A 17,453-nucleotide genomic window follows, 5' to 3' on the forward strand; every position below is an offset into this window, starting at 1 on the left:
AAAACTTTATCCCCAAAATACATTCGCAAAACGAAACAAAAATAACCAAAAAAAAAATACAAAAAAACCGGGCTTTGCCCGGTTTTTCCAACCCACTCAGAAATCTGGCCAATTTGGCGCTAATCCACCACCAACCCGCAGAGGAGCAACCCGCACGGCCAACCCAGTGGCATCATCGGTTTCAACCATCAAACCACAAACAGTCGCTTCACCCTCTGCTGGCTGCGGCCGCTCTCCCGGAATTTTCCGCACCAATCTATGAAGCGAAGCCTCCTTCCCCATGCCGATGACACTATTATAATCACCACACATACCAGCATCCGTCTGTAAAGCCGTGCCGCCCGGCAAAATACGATGGTCTGCCGTTGGAACATGCGTGTGCGTTCCAACCACCACCGAAGCACGCCCATCAAAGTAATGTCCAAAGCCTATTTTTTCACTTGTCGCTTCAGCGTGAATATCAATCACCACCGCGTGAACGGTCACACCCAACTTATGGCGTGACAAAACGTCACTCACCGCACGGAAAGGGTCATCCAACGGGTCCATGAAAATACGCCCCATCGCATTGATCACCAAAGCACGACGCCCCCGACCAACATCAACCGTATAATGCCCCTGCCCCGGCGTACCGAGCGGATAATTAACCGGCCGTACAATATTCGGCATCTGGTTAATCTCACGCAACATATCCCGCCGGTCCCATGCATGGTTCCCTAAGGTGATGACATCAACGCCTGATTTAAGAAGTGCGCGTCCTATTTCAGGCGACAAGCCATACCCATGTGAGGCGTTCTCTGCATTTGCAACAACCAAATCGAGCTTCAGCTTTTCCCGCCAGCCGGGCAATTGCCGCATAACTGCTTCACGGCCAGTACGCCCGACAATGTCACCGAGAAAAAGAATCTTCAAAATCAAACCTTCCCACGAAGGCGAGACCTTATAATGTCCCGCTCTGTTATAATGCCCCTCAGCGGACAGTCATAAGGTCCGGTAGGCACAACCGGCACTTCTTGCCACGCAGCCCCAAATCCAAACGCTGGCACACATAACCGCGCCAACGTTCTATCATAATAGCCGCCACCATATCCCAGACGATATCCCCGCCGGTCAAATGCCAATAACGGAACAAGCAAAAGATCTGGAACCAAGACAGCACTATCCGGATAAAGCGTGCGAAAGCGCCCTTCTTTCATAGCAACGTCAGGCAACCATTTCCGGAACAAGAGCGGTTCGCCCTTCGGCGGCGTTTCGGGGAGGGCTACATTATACCCTTTTTCTAACAAAAGGGGGAATATCGGGCGCAAGTCCACTTCTTGCCCCATAGGCCAAACGGCCCCAATCGTTTGAACATTTAAGCCACCTAAGGCCTGCAATATGCGCCCTCTCAGAGCAGCGCCCAACGCTTCATCAATCCCCACACGCCGCCGTTGCAACATACGCGCCCGCAGAGTTGCTTTTTGATATTCTAAAGAAAGAGAATGTGGAGCCGCCATAGCCGTTGGCCTTTTTCAGCCCTCCTAGACCTGCAAGTGCAGGTGGGCACCGGGTAACGTGACCAGGGCCACGACAGAGCCAGTTCCCTAAGGAATGCTTATCGGCCCGGGGGTTGATTCGCCTGACGCACCAGGCAGCTCCGAGGCTTATATGAGCCGCCTTCTTCTGAGTTTCAACGCAAAAAACTGAAATTAATCGTTTTCTGCTTGCGCAATAAAATGTTCGGCCGTTTCCGCCAATGCCAACAAACGCTCTTTCCTTGCCTGAGCGCCCACATCAGCCGGAGGCTTCGCTGCTTTTTCAGCCTTCTTTTCTGCCGCCTGCAAATCACGCCGCAAATCATGGATTTCGTCGGCCATTAATAGAGCAGCCATCACCAATGTCTTCGCTTCGCTTGGCGCCCCGCCGAATGAACGCGCACGCTGCACCCAACTTTCCACCTGCTGCGCCATATCATGCAGGTGAGATTCCTCACCGTTCCGACAGCCAACGCCATAGGTGTATCCATTCAAACGGATAGAAACTTGCCCCATTTACTCACCCCCCGTCTGCGCAAGAACAGTTTCGATCCTAACGCATAAGGCATCAATATTGGCCGCAATCTCTTGGATGTCTGGCTGGTCATCATGAGAGCGCACCAAAGCATCTCGCTCTTCCGCCTGCTTCTTGACGAGACTGGCCAAACGCTCAAACGCACTTTCGATCCGCTCGATTGCACCATTCTCGCTTTGCATATCCGGCTGTTCGCTCAAAACGCTGCGCGCTCCCCACCGCACGGGGCCCGTTCCGATTATGCCGGAACCCCTTTATAGTCATATCCACTATGCAGAAGAACCCCGAACTCCCCCTGCCGTCAAGCACCACACTGCCATCATCTGTGGCTATTTATACCATTTCGTCACAATATGAGCAGAAAGCCTGCGCTGAAAAACACTCTCAACCATGGATTGCCCTTGCACCAGAACATAGCGGCGCGGCTTTGGGTGTTCTGTGGTGGCTGCAGGTTGTCGGAGATCAAGCCCCTCTTTCAATACTCGATTGCGGAGCCTCTGCTGCACTGGCACAACAAGCACTTAATGCTGGAATCGGGTGGGTAATCTGCCGTACTACCCCCGCCCAGATAAAAGCCCTTTCTTCTGCCCCCTCGTGGACTGGGCGTATTTTAAACCAGCGCCCCAACAGCCTCCCTTTTTCATTATCATAACCCCGAGACACAACCATGCCATCTGCCGAACTATATCTGAGCATTGATCCCTCAGCATCAAGCTGCGCTCTCCTCCAGCACCTTCCCGCACTGCTTGCGCACCCGGAAGTCACCGCCTTACGCCTACCTTCGACCTTTGATTTATCCGCACATAGCCTGCAACGCCTGCTCAAAGAACTGCACCAGCACGATGTTGCGCTTATGATCGCCACATCAGACAGTAGCTACACAATCCCAAAACATTTTCTAGAGAGCGCAGACGGCATTCATGTCAGCACCTACGAAGCACTGACCTATTGGCGCAGTCACGCTGCCGATACGCTTCAAATCGGCATGTTCTGCCAAACCCGCGATGACGCTATGCAGGCTGGGGAGAACGGCGCGGATTATATTGCGTTCCCACACCACGAAACGGCTTTGCTAACATGGTGGTGCAGCGTTGCCGAACTACCGAGCGTTGCAGAAGGCGTAACAACAGCTGAAGCCGCCGTTGCCGCACAAAATGCCGGAGCCGATTTTCTCGATATTACTATCGCGCTTAACGGCAGTGATGCAGACACTTTACAGCCCATCATCACTGCCATTTCAGCGTAAATCGCCTTACCGTTGGGCAGGCGCTACAACATCACGTAGGAAGTACAAAACACCGTTCGATTGTGGAAAAGACGTCCCCCACAATCGAGCGGCTGGATCACGCCCATTACCAACAGAGAAGCCCCCCTCTGGCGCGGCTTGCACATAAAGCCACTGACCGGACAGGGCTTTCAATGCAATCGTTGTATGCCGTGAGCGCTGCATCGCTTTACTCAGCGCAGCTTCGTCCCAATGCCCTTTCACCACCGTATAACGTGCAACGCTTGCTAGACGTGCTTGCGTGTATGATGAAGACACACTCCCACCCGTCTGCGCGGCAAACCGTTCCAACGCAGCATTAGGCACTGCGAAAACGGTATATGGGCCATTCCCATTCAACCACGGCATCACACCAGCTTGACGCAGAACCTGCGCATAATCAGCAAGCTCGATCGAGGCTTCCACATTCTCTTGCAAAGGACGGTCCGCGAAAGACGGCATAGCTGGAGCACGATAAGCCGCCGGACTATCTGCCCGTCCGTCAATATCGGGCATCCGCGTCAGTGGCAAAGAATCCGGCATGGATTTCGCTACAACGCTACCACGGGTCTGGAAACTATCTTGCGGGTGCGGTGGCACGATCTTCTGATGCCCCCAACCATGGCACCCAGCCAGCGCAAGACAAGCAAAAACAGGCCAAATAAAACGTGCGTTCTGGGTCATATTCTCTCCACAAACCACCTTTTCGTGGCCCTTTGCTGAGTGGCTCAGCAACCGTCACCACGCATTGTCCATCCGACAACACGGCCAGCCACCAACTCAAACGTCGTTTGGCAGCTTACATTATACGCTGTCCCGGGGAAGCCACCGTACCCCCAGCCCGGCGCGCCCCAGCCACCACCAAAGCCGCCAAAACCACCGCCCCAGCCGCCGCCCCAACCACCATAACCAAAGCCTGGCGCGCCCCAACCTCCCCAGCCCCAGCCGCCGCCACCGGTATATTCTGTGGCATTCTGGATATAAGCGAGGAAAGAGTGCCCCTGTGTCTGGAAGCTGCGGCTTGGCACACCGAACTGCCGCACCACATCCACCTCATTTTTACCGACTATAGAATCCAAAACTTTCCGCTGTTCCAATGTTGGAACTTCACAAGCAGAAAGCCCCAACAATGCGGCAACAGCGATAAATGGTGCGACTTTCATAATCCCAAACCCTTCAATGATTATAGGCATAGAACTGGATAATACAGGAACTGACACTATAGCGCGAAAGACCGCGCCTGCGGATTAAACTCTAGCAAGCTGCCATTCAGTCATACCAACCACAAAATGTCACGCAGCGCAGGCGCGCCCGTCGCTAACATCACTAAACGGTCAAATCCCAATGCAATGCCCGAACAATCCGGCATCCCGGCCAAAGCCTCCAAAAAAGCCTCGTCCAAAGGCCAGTCCTGCTCCGGCGTTAACGCAATGCGGCGCTGACGGTCGACCTCAAACCGTGCCCTTTGCTCCACCGGGTCCGTGAGTTCCTCAAAGGCATTCGCAAGCTCAATGCCACCAATATACAACTCAAAACGCAAAGCCCCCCGCGGGTCTGCCGGGTCTTTGCGCGCCAATGCTGCCTGCTCTGCTGGCCAATGCGTCAGAAATGTCGGCTGCTCACGCCCAATAACAGGCTCAATTTTATCCAGCAGAAGGCGGAAAAAGAGATCTTCCCACGTCTCTCCATTACGCAACACCACCTGAGCTTGCTGCGCTAGAGCCTTAGCATCCCCCGCCGTACCCAGCAGATCCGCACCAACATAACGCGCAAACGCATCCTGCATGGTTAAACGCTCAAACGGCACATGAATCGGGATATGCCGTTCATCACGCCAAACCGTCTCTGGCAGGAGTGCCTTCACATAAGCTTCCGTCTCATCCATCAAAGACGAAAGATCTGCACCGGGGCGATACCACTCCAACATCGTAAATTCAGGATGATGCGTATGGCTCGCTTCACCGTTCCGCCACACACGTGCCAACTGGAAAATGGACTGCCCACTCGCCGCAACAATCCGCTTCATCGCAAATTCTGGACTGGTATGAAGAAAACGCGCCTCTAATGTGCCATCTGGCCGCTCCAACACCGTGCGGAAACAGCGCAAATGCACCTCCTCTCCCGGCACAGGCACCGCATAAGGCGTTTCCACCTCAAGATACGCCCTCTTTTCAAAAAAGCGTCGAGTCTGCCCCACCATCTCCATCCGGCGCTTTAACAAAGGCAGGCGCTCCGCAAGACGATCTGGGTCTAAGGCCGTCACCGACATGCTTTCATCCTTGATAATAAGAGGGACGCAAACAAAACATCCCTCAGCAACACGTGATTGCTTGCAGACCCGCCCCTCAGAAGGCTAGAGCCATGCCCATGCACGATAGGGTTAAACACACCACCAACACTACCCCCACCACGCCCAAATCCGCCTCACGCGTTTTGCGCAATACGGATGACTTGGTCGCAGCCGGGCTGGTCCCCCCAGATCAGGCCACAGCCTTAGAGGGTGTCAGTGAGCGCTACGCAACCGCCGTACCAAAAGCCTTCCAAGACCTCATAACCCACCCTGATGACCCCATCGGCCGCCAAGTCATCCCGACCGCCCATGAAGCCATCACCCTGCCCCATGAGAATATTGATCCAATTGGCGATGATGCCCTCTCCCCTGTCCCCGGAATTGTCCATCGCTATGAAGACCGAGCACTACTCAAACCTCTCCTGATCTGCCCGCTTTATTGCCGTTTCTGCTTCCGCCGTGAGCATGTCGGCCCCGATGGTGGCCTCCTCAGCGAGCAAGATCTTGAACGCGCGCTAACGTGGATAGCTGAACATCCAAAGGTAACCGAAATTATCCTTACCGGCGGTGACCCGCTCATGCTCTCTCCGCGCCGTCTCAAATATATTATCGCGGCCCTCTCCAACATTCCCCATATTGAGACAATCCGCATTCATTCCCGCGTTCCTGTTGCAGACCCCGCACGACTAACACCAGAACTCCTAGATGCCCTTGAAACAGACTGCGCCATGTGGCTCGTTGCGCATATTAACCACGCCCGCGAACTCACCGCAGAAGCACGTAACGGCATACGCTCCATTCTAGCCCGCGCTATTCCTGTCTTATCGCAATCCGTTCTGCTACGCGGCGTGAACGATACGGAAGAAACACTCGAAGGCTTGCTCCGGGCCCTCGTCACTGCGCGTATCAAGCCTTATTATCTCCATCACCTCGACTCCGCCCCCGGAACAGCACATTTCCATGTTCCCATTGAGGAAGGCCAAGCCCTACTCGCACGCTTGCGCGGCCGTGTAACTGGCCTTGCATGGCCAACCTATGTGCTCGATATTCCGGGTGGAAAAGGGAAAGTGCCCATCGGCCCCAACTATCTTGAACCCAACACGCCGAACGCCGTTCGTTCTCCTAATGGGGAACTCAACCACTTCACCTAAACACTGCACGTTTGCGTAACGATACCGGAAAAATAACCTCCCGCCTTGCCGTTCCCCCCAAAGCGGCGCTAGAAGCGGCTCACAACGTACTTTTTAATAAAGACGCAATTCCTTCGGGATCAGGACAGAGACATGAAACAACAAGCCAATCTTATCCGCGCAGGCCAAGTCATCGAGCATGATGGCCGCCGCTGGACCGTTCTAAAGCAGCAGATCATTACCCCGGGTAAAGGCGGCGCTTTCATCCAAGTAGAAATGCGTGACCTGAAGACCGGCAACAAAACCAATGAACGCTGGCGCACCGCTGATTCCGTTGAACGTCTGATCACGGAAGACAAAGACTACAACTATTCCTACATGGATGGCGAAAATCTGGTCCTCATGGATCCGGAAACATTCGACCAAGTCATGCTGCCAAGCGACCTGCTGGGCGACCAACTGCCATTCCTGCAAGACAACATGCAGCTGGGTGTCAAGCTGGTTGAAGGTGATGCCGTTGGCGTTTCCCTGCCACCACAAGTCACGCTTGAAATCGCAGAAGCGGACCCAGTTGTTAAAGGCCAAACAGCGTCTTCATCCTACAAGCCTGCTCTGCTCGCAAACGGCGTGAAAACACTGGTGCCGCCTTTCATCGAAGCTGGTGAACGCATCGTAGTCCGCACGGAAGACGCATCATACGTCGAACGCGCTAAAGACTGATCACGCCTGACCGAACTTAAGGAGTTCAAAAACCATGCGTTTATCTGCGCATATGGCCGTGATGCAAAATGCGGCTCACAAGGCGTCCCGTCACCTCCTGCGTGACTTTGCTGAAGTTGAACAACTTCAGGTCAGCATTAAAGGCCCGGGAGACTTCGTCTCTCAGGCTGACATGCGCGCCGAAAACATCATCCGCGAAGAACTGACCCGCGCTCGTCCGGGTTACGCCTTCCTGATGGAAGAAAGCGGTGCCTCCGGTGGTGATAACTGGACATGGCGCTGGGTTGTTGACCCACTCGATGGCACATCCAACTTCCTGCACGGCATCCCGCACTGGGCGATTTCTATCGGCCTGCAACGCCGCCACCCTGACGGCTCTGTCGAACTCGTAGCAGGCGTGGTGTATAACCCCGTGGCTAACGAAATGTTCTGGGCTGAAAAGGGTATCGGCGCGTTCTTGAACGAACGCCGTATCCGCGTATCCGCACGCCGCAACCTGAACGAAGCTCTCTTCGCAACAGGTATCCCATTCGCAAAAGTCAGCGGTCCAAACCGCTTGGCTTTCGCACGTGTACTGTCTGCATTGATGCCAAAAGTTGCTGGTGTACGTCGCTTCGGTGCCGCAGCACTCGACCTCGCATGGGTCGCCGCTGGCCGTTACGAAGGGTACTGGGAATTCGGCATCAAGCCTTGGGACTGTGCAGCGGGCCTGCTGATCGTACGTGAAGCCGGTGGCCACGCAACCGGCCCAGACGGCGTTGACCTGAATGAGCTGCCGGATGACGTCATCGTCGTTGCTGGCAACGCAAACATGCACGCCCCCCTCAAGGAACTGGTGCATGAAGCACTGACACGGGACGACGCGTAAGCATCTTCCCTAGCGGGTGGCGAGTAACGACGCGGAGATATCAGCACGTCACGCATCAAACGCACGGATCGAGTGCGTTGTACCATTGCCGCCACCCCATCGGCTCGGTTAGGATTGGCCCCGCATGAAAAGGCCGATCCTAACCTCCCTCGCCGTTACGGCCGCACTGGCCGTTCTTTCCCCGCATTGTGCCAACGCACAAGTTGCGGCCAATCTTGACAACCTGCCGCAAGGGCAGAGTATGCCCCCCCCCACCGCACATGCGCCACATAACCCGTTGCATCACGTCAATGCGGCAGCGACAGCGGCATCTGGCACTCAAGGCGCTCATTCCGCCCCTCCATCACAACACACCAGCCAAACCCGTTCAGCCCTGCCTAGCGTTCCAACGGCTCCACCACCGCCAGTCATTTTGCCACCTCCATTCGGTGATGTCCCTCTACATCCCCCCGTTGCCGCAGACCCCGTCGTGGCAGCACCAAAAGCTGGTAGTTCGGCAGCGTCCCTTTCGGATGGCACCCTTCGCGTTCTCTTCGCCCCCAACAGCGCCGACCTCAACGCAGGCACCATTGCCGCCATCACAAACCTTGCTGAGCATTTGAAGACTGCCCCAGACAAACGGGTCATCCTCATGAGCTACGCGGCCCTGCCCGGTGATGATATTTCCATGCCGCGACGCATCGCTCTTGCACGCGCTCTCACCGTGCGTTCCCTTCTCGTCAGCCATGGTATCGCCACAACGCGCATTTACCCTCGCGCTCTCGGCCGCCCCGCTTCCACAGACACAGCACCGGCTGATCGTCTGGATATTTTAACAGAACCCCATTCAACCCCGGACCAAAATGCGTCCGAATCAAGGACACCAACCCCGTGACACGACCCACCACATTTTTACTACGCATGGGCATTTTCTTGCTGGCGGTCATCGCGCTAGCAGCCTCCATGGCACCCACATTGACCCATGCCTTTGCTGCAAATCCCAAGCTTGATTCCGTTATTCTCGGCGTCTTAATTCTCGGTATTCTGTGGAATTTGCGCGTCGTTCAGCGCCTCATGCCCGAGGTCAGCTGGGTGGAAATGCTGCGCCAATCACGTGCTGGCCTTACTGCTCCCAACCCACCACGCCTCCTTGCCCCTATGGCAAGCATGCTGGCCTCTCGTGGCCGTAGCGACAAACTCAGCCTTTCCACACAAACCACACAAGCAATGCTCGATAGCCTCTCAGCACGCCTTGATGAGAGCCGCGAAATCTCGCGCTACATGACGCAGTTGCTGATTTTCCTCGGTTTGCTTGGCACGTTCTACGGCTTGCTGCTCACCGTCAGCTCTATTGCGTCCGTCATCTCTGGCATGTCTGCTGGCAGCGGTGACCTTGATGCCATGTTCAACCAACTTAAAACAGGCCTCGCCGCACCACTCGCAGGAATGTCTACTGCGTTTTCCGGCTCCATGTTTGGCCTCGCAGGTGCCCTGATCCTCGGCTTCCTCGACCTCACCGCAGGGCAAGCACAATCACGATTCTTCAATGAATTGGAAGAATGGCTAGCTGGCCTTACACGCGTCAGCGGTGGCAGCGCTGCCGTCGATACAGACGGCGCGCCAATTCCGGCTTACGTCCAAGCTCTCCTCGAACAAACAGCCGAAAACCTCGAAACACTACAAAATGCTGTTTCACGCGGTGAAGAAGGGCGCACACGTGAGCTCGAACTGCTCGATGGCCTTCAAGAACGCCTGCGCGGCATGACAGAACTTCTCCGCGCAAACCAACAAATCATGACACGCACAGCCGAGACCCAATCGGAACTCGTCACTTATCTCCGTAACCTGCATGGCAACGCTCAAAATGCTCCGCTCGAACGGATCGAAGGACAACTTGCACGCCTCAGCGACGATTTGAAGCAAGGCCGTATGCAAACCACCGGTGAACTCCGCAATGACCTGCGCGTCCTTGCCCGCACGATCGCCGCTTCGTCCGGCAACACCGTACGACAGGACTAACCCCATGGCTCGACGCAGACGCGGATCTCATAATGCCCTAGATGCATGGCCCGGCTATGTGGACGCCCTCTCCACATTGCTCATGGTCGTCACCTTCGTGCTCCTTGTCTTTGTCGTCGGACAGCAATTCCTGTCCGTCTCCCTGACACGACGCGAACACACGCTTGATGCTTTACAAAAGCAACTCGCTGAACTCTCCCACATGCTTGCCATGACGGAAGATAAAAACCGCACGCTCAACGCAACAGTGGCCAGCCTTGGTGCCGATAAACAACATAACGAGGCACAACTCACCGCTTTGTCCGCACAACTGGCCACTCTGACCGGACAGTTGCATGATCGTGAGCAAGCTCTCACCAATGCCGACAACGCAGCCAAAACACAAACGAGTAAAATTTCAGACCTTCAAACGCAGATTGACGAACTGACACGCCAACTCCAAGCCATCAGCAACGCACTTGATTTAGAAAAAAAGAACAGCACCAGCAAAGACGACCAGATCAAAGACCTCGGCAACCGCCTCAACATTGCCTTGGCCGATAAAGTCAATCAGCTCAAACGCTATCGTTCCGAGTTTTTCGGGCGCTTGCGTGATTTGCTGAAAGACCAAAAAGGCGTGAATGTCGTCGGTGATCGTTTTGTCTTCCAGTCGGAAATTCTCTTCCCCCAAGGAAGCGCAGACCTCACCCCAGCAGGGCGGAAAGAAATCACCACCCTTGCACATACCTTTAAGCAAGTCGCCTCCACCATCCCGACAGACCTGCCTTGGATTCTGCGTGTCGATGGTCACGCAGACCGTCAACCTATCCACAGCGCCTTTCCCAGCAATTGGGAACTCTCCTCAGAGCGCGCCATCACCGTCGTGAAACTCCTGATCAATGAAGGCGTGGACCCTCACCATCTCGCCGCAACAGGGTTCTCAGACTACCAACCACTCGACTCAGCAGACACAACAGCCGCCTACGCGCGCAACCGCCGCATCGAGTTCCGTCTTACAGATCGCTAATTTGTAAAACCGGCGGGGCCACAACTGCCCCGCCCACCACTCCGCAGATAAAAATTCTTCTAGAAGCTACCCTAGAAAGACCGATTTCCCGGTCAAGTTATGCAAGGTTGAGATTTCCTCCCGGCCCGTTCTGTTCTATGTATGAACGCATGACCGACACCCCTCTCTCCCTGATCCGCAATTTCTCCATCATCGCGCATATCGACCACGGGAAATCCACGCTGGCTGACCGCCTCATCCAAGCGTGTGGCGCCCTAACCGAGCGTGAAATGAAAGCACAGGTCCTCGATTCGATGGAGCTGGAGCAAGAACGCGGCATTACCATTAAGGCGCAGACCGTCCGCCTGACCTACCCGGCTAAAGACGGCAAAATGTACACACTAAACCTGATGGACACCCCGGGCCATGTGGACTTCGCGTATGAAGTCAGCCGCTCCCTCGCCGCATGTGAAGGCTCCCTCTTGGTGGTCGATGCCTCACAAGGCGTAGAAGCGCAAACACTCGCCAATGTGTATCAAGCCATTGACGCCAACCACGAAATCGTCCCTGTCCTTAACAAAATTGACCTCCCCGCCGCAGAGCCGGAGCGCGTGCGCGCACAGATTGAAGAAGTTGTCGGTATTCCAGCCGATGACGCCGTAGAAATCAGCGCCAAAACTGGCATCAACATCGAAGGCGTACTGGAAGCGCTGGTGCAGCGCCTCCCCGCCCCACAAGGCGACCGTGATGCACCCCTTCAAGCCCTTCTGGTGGATAGCTGGTACGACCCTTACCTCGGCGTTATCATCCTGATCCGCGTCATGAATGGTACAGTCCGCAAGGGCGACCGCATCCGCATGATGCAGGCTGGTTCCACATACCACGTTGATCAAGTCGGTGTTTTCTTACCGAAAATGACCAACGTCGCAGAGCTTGGCCCAGGCGAAATGGGCTACATTAACGCCGCAATCAAAACCGTTGCAGACGTAGCCGTTGGTGATACCGTCACCCTCGACCGCCGCCCCGCTGAAAAGGCTCTCGCCGGGTTTAAGCCATCCATCCCCGTTGTATGGTGTGGCCTCTTCCCTATTGATGCTGACGACTTTGACAAATTGCGGGAGAGCTTGGGCAAACTGCGCCTGAACGACGCCTCTTTCCACTTCGAAGCCGAAAGCTCCGCCGCCCTCGGCTTTGGTTTCCGCTGTGGCTTCCTTGGGCTGCTGCACTTGGAAATCATCCAAGAGCGTCTGTCACGTGAGTTCAACCTCGACCTCATCGCGACTGCACCGTCCGTTGTATACAAAATGACACTGGCCAACGGCGAAGAAGTCGAGCTGCATAACCCGGCGGACATGCCAGACACCACGCAGATTGCTAAAATTGAAGAGCCGTGGATTAAAGCCACCATCTTGGTGCAAGACGAATATCTCGGCGCCGTGCTTACACTTTGCTCAGAACGTCGCGGTATCCAGCTTGATCTCACCTATGTCGGCAACCGCGCCATGGCCGTCTATCGCCTACCACTCAACGAAGTGGTGTTTGACTTCTATGACCGCCTAAAGTCCCTCACACGTGGCTACGCATCCTTCGATTATCAGGTTGATAATTATGAAGAGAGCGACCTTGTGCGTATCTCTATTCTGGTCAACCATGAACCGGTCGACGCACTTGCCTTCGTTGCACACCGTACGGTCGCAGAATCACGTGGCCGCTCCATCTGTACTAAATTGAAAGACTTGATCCCCAAACAACTTTTCAAAATCGCCATTCAAGCCGCGATTGGCTCCAAAGTCATTGCCCGTGAAACCATCGGCGCTTTGTCTAAGGACGTAACCGCAAAATGTTATGGTGGTGATATTTCACGTAAGCGCAAATTGCTCGACAAACAAAAAGAAGGCAAAAAGCGCATGCGACAATTCGGTAAAGTCGAAATCCCACAAAGTGCTTTCCTTGCAGCCCTGAAAATGGATTAACGCCCATTATGCTCCGCACAGCCGCCATTCTTTTTGTTCGCAATGACCTTGAAACTTTAGGATGGTGGCTCGCCCATCATGCGGCACTGGGGTTTTCTACACTCATCGTCTGTGACGATCACTCAACCGATGGAACAGCAGCCTTACTCGAAAGCGCTGCTGCCTTCCACGACATCCGCGTCTATACCTCTGATAGTAGCGTCACCTCCCCATCAGAGCGCCGCCAGAAATTCAAGCGCACCGTCATACAAGACGCCGAAGGTGAGTTTGATTGGCTGCTCTTCCTTGCCGTGGATGAATTTTTATACCTTGAACAAGCTGCCACGCTTGAAGAGTTCTTAACAGAACACCCGACCCCTCCGGCTCTGCATTGGTGTATTTTCGGCTCCAATGGCCATCATACTGGCGCCCCCTTCGCTCCAATAGAGCGCTTCACACGCCATGCACCACTCGACTTCCCAGATCACCGCATCACACGTCGTTTTATCGAGCCTGACACAAAAGCTGCCTTGCCTGATCCGCTCTCGTCCACCCGTGCTCTACCCAATTGGGACCATGGTCGCATTCTTCACTTTGCTTGTGGAGATCAGGAGCATTTTCAAAAGCGCATGGGCAGCACCACAGCCCTTACAGAAGACCATACCCAGGCATGGGAACATTTCAATCAAAACGCAGAGGAATGGAACGGCGCCCAAAAATCACTCCCTCGTACACGCGTAGTACACGCCGCAATTGATCAGGCAAGATTAGCAGAACTCCATTGCCGCTTAACGCAAGCCATCATCAACGATCCCGCAGAACTCGCGGAACGTCTCAATATTACGCTCCCACAAGAGACCGCTATCCCTGCATCGGCCCAACATTTCGCGATCGGAAAAACGGCGCGCTTAATCCTCAATACCGCAACAAATACCCTCCAAGGCGTCCCAACAGAACTCTTAGAGCGCGATCGGCATATCCCGCTCATCCTATCCGTCGAAAAGCCCTCTCCTGACACGGGTATTGCGCCAGCACTCCTCACGACTGAGCGCCCGAATAATCGGGCTTTTCTCTCTATTGAAGGCGTAGCATCTCTGCTGGCACACATCCCGCTCTCCATAGATACACGGGAACGAAAAATCATTTCTCCCGTAACAAATACCCCCGTGGTATTCCCGCTGGCTGAACAAAGCCTGACGAAAGTCCACCCCCCAGCAGAATACACACAACGCCTCACCGCTTATCATGAACTCACAGCCCATGGGCACACTCTTTCAGCTCTTCTCTACGGCCTTACTCACCAAGATATTGTTGATGCTAGTGCTCTAGGCTGCGCCATAGCTCTTCTCCCCCCTCAAGAAGCAGCGCGCCTATCAGAAGCTTTTCCCGGCCTCATCCCGGCAAGCGTTATGCCTGCCCACTAAGCCACGCGCCTCCCCGACACAGCAAAAAGTGTAAATGCCTGTCGAGCACCCGCCAACACATCCGCTCGATAGGCCCCATCGCCCTCCGTCAAAGCACCACGCAGGGTCTGCAAAAACTGCGGCCAAGCACCCGCTTGATGCCCACTCGATAAATACGCCTGAGGAAGATCAACCGGCACGCGCGCCGCAAGAACACGCCCCCCTAGCTTTGAGCCTTCCAATACATAATGCACCCCCATCGCGTAACCATCACGCTCCATCGGGTGCCACACTATTTCAGACGGCATATCGTGCCCTAACGCACAAATATCGCTTGCCAAAGCTGAAGCCCGCCATACCGTACCTGCCGCCATGACACGCGTTTTTAGCCACCGCTCCAAAACAGGAACGACCCGCGCATGTGCACATAAAAATGCGCCGTAATCCTCTGGGTCTTGCAGATCAAAGCGCGAAAAAACCTGATCCACTCCGTCATGCTCCGTACGGCACGCTTTGCGCAACTCCGTTAAAAAATCATCTGAATGAACACGTCTCTCCGCCATCGAAACCGCCTTAACCTTCTCACATACCGCCCAAGAACGGCGCATCTCTCAGCACTATTCTGCGTTAAACACTCAACAATTATATCAATACAGAATGCTGCACGGAGCAGGCGCGCATGACAACCCCACCAACCACACCTCCCACCCAGCGCAAACGACGCCCGCTCCGCACAGCCTTATCCTATAGTGCTGCCGCCTTCAGCCTTGGCATCATCGCGCTTATTACTCTGTGGCAGTGGGACTGGTTTGTCCCCCTGATTAATCGTCAGGCAACAGCAGCCCTACATCGCCCAGCGAGCATTACACATCTTCATGTCTCACTTGGCCTCAAAACCAGCGTAACCGTTGATGGCCTGCGCGTCGGCCAGCCCGCAGGCTTTGAGCATGAGAAACAAGACTTTGCCTCCGCGGCCTCTCTTACCGTGAAGTTCGACGTCTGGCGCTATATCACCAAACAAGGCCTTTTCATTCCCGTCATCCGGGTCGAGACCCCTCAAGGGGACATCGTATCCCTCTTAAACGGCCATAATAATTACAGCTTCGATGATCATTCATCCAAAGCCCAAACAACCTCTAGCTCTTCAAAAACAGAACTTCCTCATTTTAACGAAATTACCATTCATCACGCCGATATCCGCATTGCACTCGCCAAACTCAAAACCGATATGCACCTCCGCATCCACACAACAGAACCTGACGGCAAAACACCGGGCTCCATCACGTTGGATATCAACGGCCGTTACGCACAAGCCCCCATTACAGGACATCTCGTCGGCGGTGCACTCCTCTCTCTCGCAAGCCACACCACGCCCTACCCCATCGATGGCAAGCTCGAAAACGGCCCAACTTACATCACCCTGCGCGGCACCGTTGATGACCCAACAGCCTTCAAAGGCACCCATCTAGCTCTTCATTTTGCCGGGCCAGATATGGCGCTCTTATACGCACTCACGGGCGTCCCCATTCCACACACACCCGCCTATAATGTCACCGGAAACCTCGGATATTCTCAATCCTCTATTCGCTTTGACGAGTTTGAAGGACGCATGGGTTCATCCGATATCGGCGGAGACATCCATGTCGACCCACACCAAAAACCCATTTATGTTGAATCCCATTTACACTCACGCAACGTAGATTTAGCCGATCTTGGCGGCTTTATCGGCGCAAAAACCGGTACCGCTCCACCCGCCCCTAAAAACAGCACGGCAATCCTTCCTACGGATAAAATTGACGTTCCAAAACTTAACGCAGCCAATGCCTTGCTCACATATCACGGCAACCATATCGAAAATAAAAACTGGCCCTTGGACAATATTGATACGGCCTTCACGGTGCATAATGGCGCCATCACACTCGACCACCTCACCTTTGCCACTGCCACCGGCCATATCAGCGCCGCCGCCAAACTTGACCCCGCAACAGCACAACAATTTCATACACACGTCCAGCTTGACGTCTCACGCTTGCCGCTCTCACGCGTCATGAAACCCTCAAATATGTTCCAAGGTCAGGGTACCATCGGTGGGCACGTCACCCTCACCTCTACAGGCAACTCCGTCGCCACCCTTGTCGCCAATGGCAGCGGTGGCATCACACTTGTTCTAGACCGAGGGGGGAACATCACCGCCCTCTTACCGGACCTACTCGGCCTCAAACTTGGCGCCGCAGTCCTCTCAGCTCTTGGCATCCCTGATCGTTCGAAATTGGATTGCCTCGTCGCCGATATGCCGCTTGAAAATGGTATTTTAAAAACACGCTCCCTACTCCTACAAACAGGCACCACCCGCACGACCGGCAATGGCAGCATCAATTTCCGCAATGATACGCTAGATTACGCCATGACCACGCGCGCCGTGCACCCACAAATCTTGTCCCTACCCGGCGCCATTCATATCAGCGGCCCCATTGCTTCCCCCACCATTCTACCCGGTGCGGAGCTTGTGGGCCGTGTCGCTGCCACGATTGGCCTTGGCATCCTCTTCCCTCCCGCAGCGCTTCTACCCACCATTCAGTTCGGAGTTGGCGAAGGATCAGCCTGTGAACAAGCTCTCTCAAAAGCAGACAATCACCCCGCAGCAGGCATTGCTCCCGGCTCCACCACAAGCCCAGCGCCAAAACATGCACAGCACATGAAGCATAAACATCACGCTTAACGTTTCTAAAGAGCACCATCTATAGCGGTCAGAACTCTTTGCCTTATAATGCCCCAAACGCATTATTCCGCCGGA

At 54.7% G+C, this 17,453-nt stretch carries 19 protein-coding genes and 1 other RNA gene; 11 read left to right on the forward strand and 9 right to left on the reverse strand.

Features of this window, described 5'->3' with window-relative positions; translation table 11 throughout:
* Positions 1-96 precede the first annotated feature (96 nt).
* The 5 genes from KB213_RS02825 to KB213_RS02845 form a co-directional block, all read right to left on the reverse strand.
* Complete coding sequence (locus KB213_RS02825; RefSeq protein WP_068169240.1) at positions 97-912, reverse strand: TIGR00282 family metallophosphoesterase; 816 nt, start codon at positions 910-912, stop codon at positions 97-99.
* 2 nt (positions 913-914) lie between these two features.
* Positions 915-1,496 carry a 5-formyltetrahydrofolate cyclo-ligase gene (locus tag KB213_RS02830; protein WP_211680581.1) on the reverse strand — a complete coding sequence of 194 codons (582 nt, stop codon included), beginning with the start codon at positions 1,494-1,496 and terminating at the stop codon, positions 915-917.
* A non-coding RNA gene (gene ssrS, locus KB213_RS02835) (6S RNA) lies at positions 1,483-1,640 on the reverse strand. The genes KB213_RS02830 and ssrS overlap by 14 nt, the downstream gene beginning before the upstream one ends.
* 48 nt (positions 1,641-1,688) lie before the next feature.
* Positions 1,689-2,030: a cell division protein ZapA gene (locus tag KB213_RS02840; RefSeq protein WP_211680582.1), complete on the reverse strand. Its 342-nt coding sequence runs from the start codon at positions 2,028-2,030 to the stop codon at positions 1,689-1,691.
* A complete protein-coding gene (locus tag KB213_RS02845; protein WP_157070841.1) occupies positions 2,031-2,249 on the reverse strand; it encodes a hypothetical protein in 219 nt (72 codons plus the stop codon).
* A gap of 71 nt (positions 2,250-2,320) precedes the next feature.
* Between KB213_RS02845 and KB213_RS02850 the strand changes: the two genes are divergently transcribed.
* Both KB213_RS02850 and KB213_RS02855 read left to right on the forward strand, forming a co-directional pair.
* Complete coding sequence (locus KB213_RS02850; RefSeq protein WP_211680583.1) at positions 2,321-2,701, forward strand: hypothetical protein; 381 nt, start codon at positions 2,321-2,323, stop codon at positions 2,699-2,701.
* A 15-nt stretch (positions 2,702-2,716) separates the two neighbouring features.
* Positions 2,717-3,295, forward strand: coding sequence for a thiamine phosphate synthase (locus KB213_RS02855; RefSeq protein WP_211680584.1), 579 nt, complete (start codon positions 2,717-2,719; stop codon positions 3,293-3,295).
* 6 nt (positions 3,296-3,301) lie between these two features.
* Here KB213_RS02855 and KB213_RS02860 read toward each other — a convergent pair whose 3' ends face one another.
* The 3 genes from KB213_RS02860 to epmA all read right to left on the reverse strand — a co-directional run bounded on the left by KB213_RS02860 (position 3,302) and on the right by epmA (position 5,582).
* The gene (locus KB213_RS02860; protein WP_211680585.1) at positions 3,302-3,997 is read right to left on the reverse strand and encodes a fasciclin domain-containing protein; all 696 of its coding nucleotides are present in this window, start codon (positions 3,995-3,997) and stop codon (positions 3,302-3,304) included.
* Positions 3,998-4,041: 44 nt separating this feature from the next.
* The gene (locus KB213_RS02865; protein ID WP_211680586.1) at positions 4,042-4,476 is read right to left on the reverse strand and encodes a hypothetical protein; all 435 of its coding nucleotides are present in this window, start codon (positions 4,474-4,476) and stop codon (positions 4,042-4,044) included.
* A gap of 110 nt (positions 4,477-4,586) precedes the next feature.
* Positions 4,587-5,582: an EF-P lysine aminoacylase EpmA gene (gene epmA, locus KB213_RS02870; protein ID WP_211680587.1), complete on the reverse strand. Its 996-nt coding sequence runs from the start codon at positions 5,580-5,582 to the stop codon at positions 4,587-4,589.
* Positions 5,583-5,680: 98 nt separating this feature from the next.
* On the opposite strand from epmA, the gene KB213_RS02875 reads away from it, so the two are divergent.
* From KB213_RS02875 to KB213_RS02910, 8 genes are all read left to right on the forward strand, one after another.
* Positions 5,681-6,754 (forward strand): lysine-2,3-aminomutase-like protein, encoded by a 1,074-nt coding sequence (locus tag KB213_RS02875; protein ID WP_211680588.1) that lies wholly within the window; start codon positions 5,681-5,683, stop codon positions 6,752-6,754.
* 132 nt (positions 6,755-6,886) lie between these two features.
* Positions 6,887-7,453, forward strand: coding sequence for an elongation factor P (gene efp, locus KB213_RS02880; RefSeq protein WP_068169201.1), 567 nt, complete (start codon positions 6,887-6,889; stop codon positions 7,451-7,453).
* A 34-nt stretch (positions 7,454-7,487) separates the two neighbouring features.
* Positions 7,488-8,321: an inositol monophosphatase family protein gene (locus tag KB213_RS02885; RefSeq protein WP_211680589.1), complete on the forward strand. Its 834-nt coding sequence runs from the start codon at positions 7,488-7,490 to the stop codon at positions 8,319-8,321.
* A gap of 124 nt (positions 8,322-8,445) precedes the next feature.
* Positions 8,446-9,195, forward strand: a complete 750-nt coding sequence (locus KB213_RS02890; protein WP_211680590.1) for an OmpA family protein — start codon at positions 8,446-8,448, stop codon at positions 9,193-9,195.
* Positions 9,192-10,319 carry a flagellar motor protein MotA gene (locus KB213_RS02895; RefSeq protein WP_211680591.1) on the forward strand — a complete coding sequence of 376 codons (1,128 nt, stop codon included), beginning with the start codon at positions 9,192-9,194 and terminating at the stop codon, positions 10,317-10,319. The genes KB213_RS02890 and KB213_RS02895 overlap by 4 nt, the downstream gene beginning before the upstream one ends.
* 4 nt (positions 10,320-10,323) lie before the next feature.
* Positions 10,324-11,325, forward strand: a complete 1,002-nt coding sequence (locus tag KB213_RS02900) for a peptidoglycan -binding protein (protein ID WP_211680592.1) — start codon at positions 10,324-10,326, stop codon at positions 11,323-11,325.
* 149 nt (positions 11,326-11,474) lie between these two features.
* Entirely contained in the window at positions 11,475-13,277 is a 1,803-nt protein-coding gene (gene lepA, locus KB213_RS02905) for a translation elongation factor 4 (RefSeq protein WP_068169235.1), read from the forward strand.
* An 8-nt stretch (positions 13,278-13,285) separates the two neighbouring features.
* On the forward strand, positions 13,286-14,680 hold the full coding sequence (locus KB213_RS02910; protein ID WP_211680593.1) for a glycosyltransferase family 2 protein: 1,395 nt from the start codon (positions 13,286-13,288) through the stop codon (positions 14,678-14,680).
* Here the strand turns inward: KB213_RS02910 and KB213_RS02915 are convergent.
* Complete coding sequence (locus tag KB213_RS02915) at positions 14,677-15,222, reverse strand: biliverdin-producing heme oxygenase (protein ID WP_211680594.1); 546 nt, start codon at positions 15,220-15,222, stop codon at positions 14,677-14,679. The genes KB213_RS02910 and KB213_RS02915 overlap by 4 nt on opposite strands.
* Positions 15,223-15,338: 116 nt before the next feature.
* Between KB213_RS02915 and KB213_RS02920 the strand changes: the two genes are divergently transcribed.
* A complete protein-coding gene (locus KB213_RS02920) occupies positions 15,339-17,378 on the forward strand; it encodes an AsmA family protein (RefSeq protein WP_211680595.1) in 2,040 nt (679 codons plus the stop codon).
* The last annotated feature ends 75 nt before the right edge of the window (positions 17,379-17,453 follow it).

The sequence above is a fragment of the Neokomagataea anthophila genome (genome assembly GCF_018122595.1).
Lineage (GTDB): Bacteria > Pseudomonadota > Alphaproteobacteria > Acetobacterales > Acetobacteraceae > Gluconobacter > Gluconobacter anthophilus.

Bases quoted from the DNA above. Each gene is read 5' to 3' on its own strand.
- KB213_RS02830 (WP_211680581.1), bottom strand. From the start codon at position 1,496: ATGGCGGCTCCACATTCTCTTTCTTTAGAATATCAAAAAGCAACTCTG.
- KB213_RS02840 (WP_211680582.1), bottom strand. From the start codon at position 2,030: ATGGGGCAAGTTTCTATCCGTTTGAATGGATACACCTATGGCGTTGGC.
- KB213_RS02850 (WP_211680583.1), top strand. From the start codon at position 2,321: ATGCAGAAGAACCCCGAACTCCCCCTGCCGTCAAGCACCACACTGCCA.
- KB213_RS02855 (WP_211680584.1), top strand. From the start codon at position 2,717: ATGCCATCTGCCGAACTATATCTGAGCATTGATCCCTCAGCATCAAGC.
- KB213_RS02860 (WP_211680585.1), bottom strand. From the start codon at position 3,997: ATGACCCAGAACGCACGTTTTATTTGGCCTGTTTTTGCTTGTCTTGCG.
- KB213_RS02865 (WP_211680586.1), bottom strand. From the start codon at position 4,476: ATGAAAGTCGCACCATTTATCGCTGTTGCCGCATTGTTGGGGCTTTCT.
- epmA (WP_211680587.1), bottom strand. From the start codon at position 5,582: ATGTCGGTGACGGCCTTAGACCCAGATCGTCTTGCGGAGCGCCTGCCT.
- KB213_RS02875 (WP_211680588.1), top strand. From the start codon at position 5,681: ATGCACGATAGGGTTAAACACACCACCAACACTACCCCCACCACGCCC.
- efp (WP_068169201.1), top strand. From the start codon at position 6,887: ATGAAACAACAAGCCAATCTTATCCGCGCAGGCCAAGTCATCGAGCAT.
- KB213_RS02885 (WP_211680589.1), top strand. From the start codon at position 7,488: ATGCGTTTATCTGCGCATATGGCCGTGATGCAAAATGCGGCTCACAAG.
- KB213_RS02890 (WP_211680590.1), top strand. From the start codon at position 8,446: ATGAAAAGGCCGATCCTAACCTCCCTCGCCGTTACGGCCGCACTGGCC.
- KB213_RS02900 (WP_211680592.1), top strand. From the start codon at position 10,324: ATGGCTCGACGCAGACGCGGATCTCATAATGCCCTAGATGCATGGCCC.
- lepA (WP_068169235.1), top strand. From the start codon at position 11,475: ATGACCGACACCCCTCTCTCCCTGATCCGCAATTTCTCCATCATCGCG.
- KB213_RS02910 (WP_211680593.1), top strand. From the start codon at position 13,286: ATGCTCCGCACAGCCGCCATTCTTTTTGTTCGCAATGACCTTGAAACT.
- KB213_RS02915 (WP_211680594.1), bottom strand. From the start codon at position 15,222: ATGGCGGAGAGACGTGTTCATTCAGATGATTTTTTAACGGAGTTGCGC.
- KB213_RS02920 (WP_211680595.1), top strand. From the start codon at position 15,339: ATGACAACCCCACCAACCACACCTCCCACCCAGCGCAAACGACGCCCG.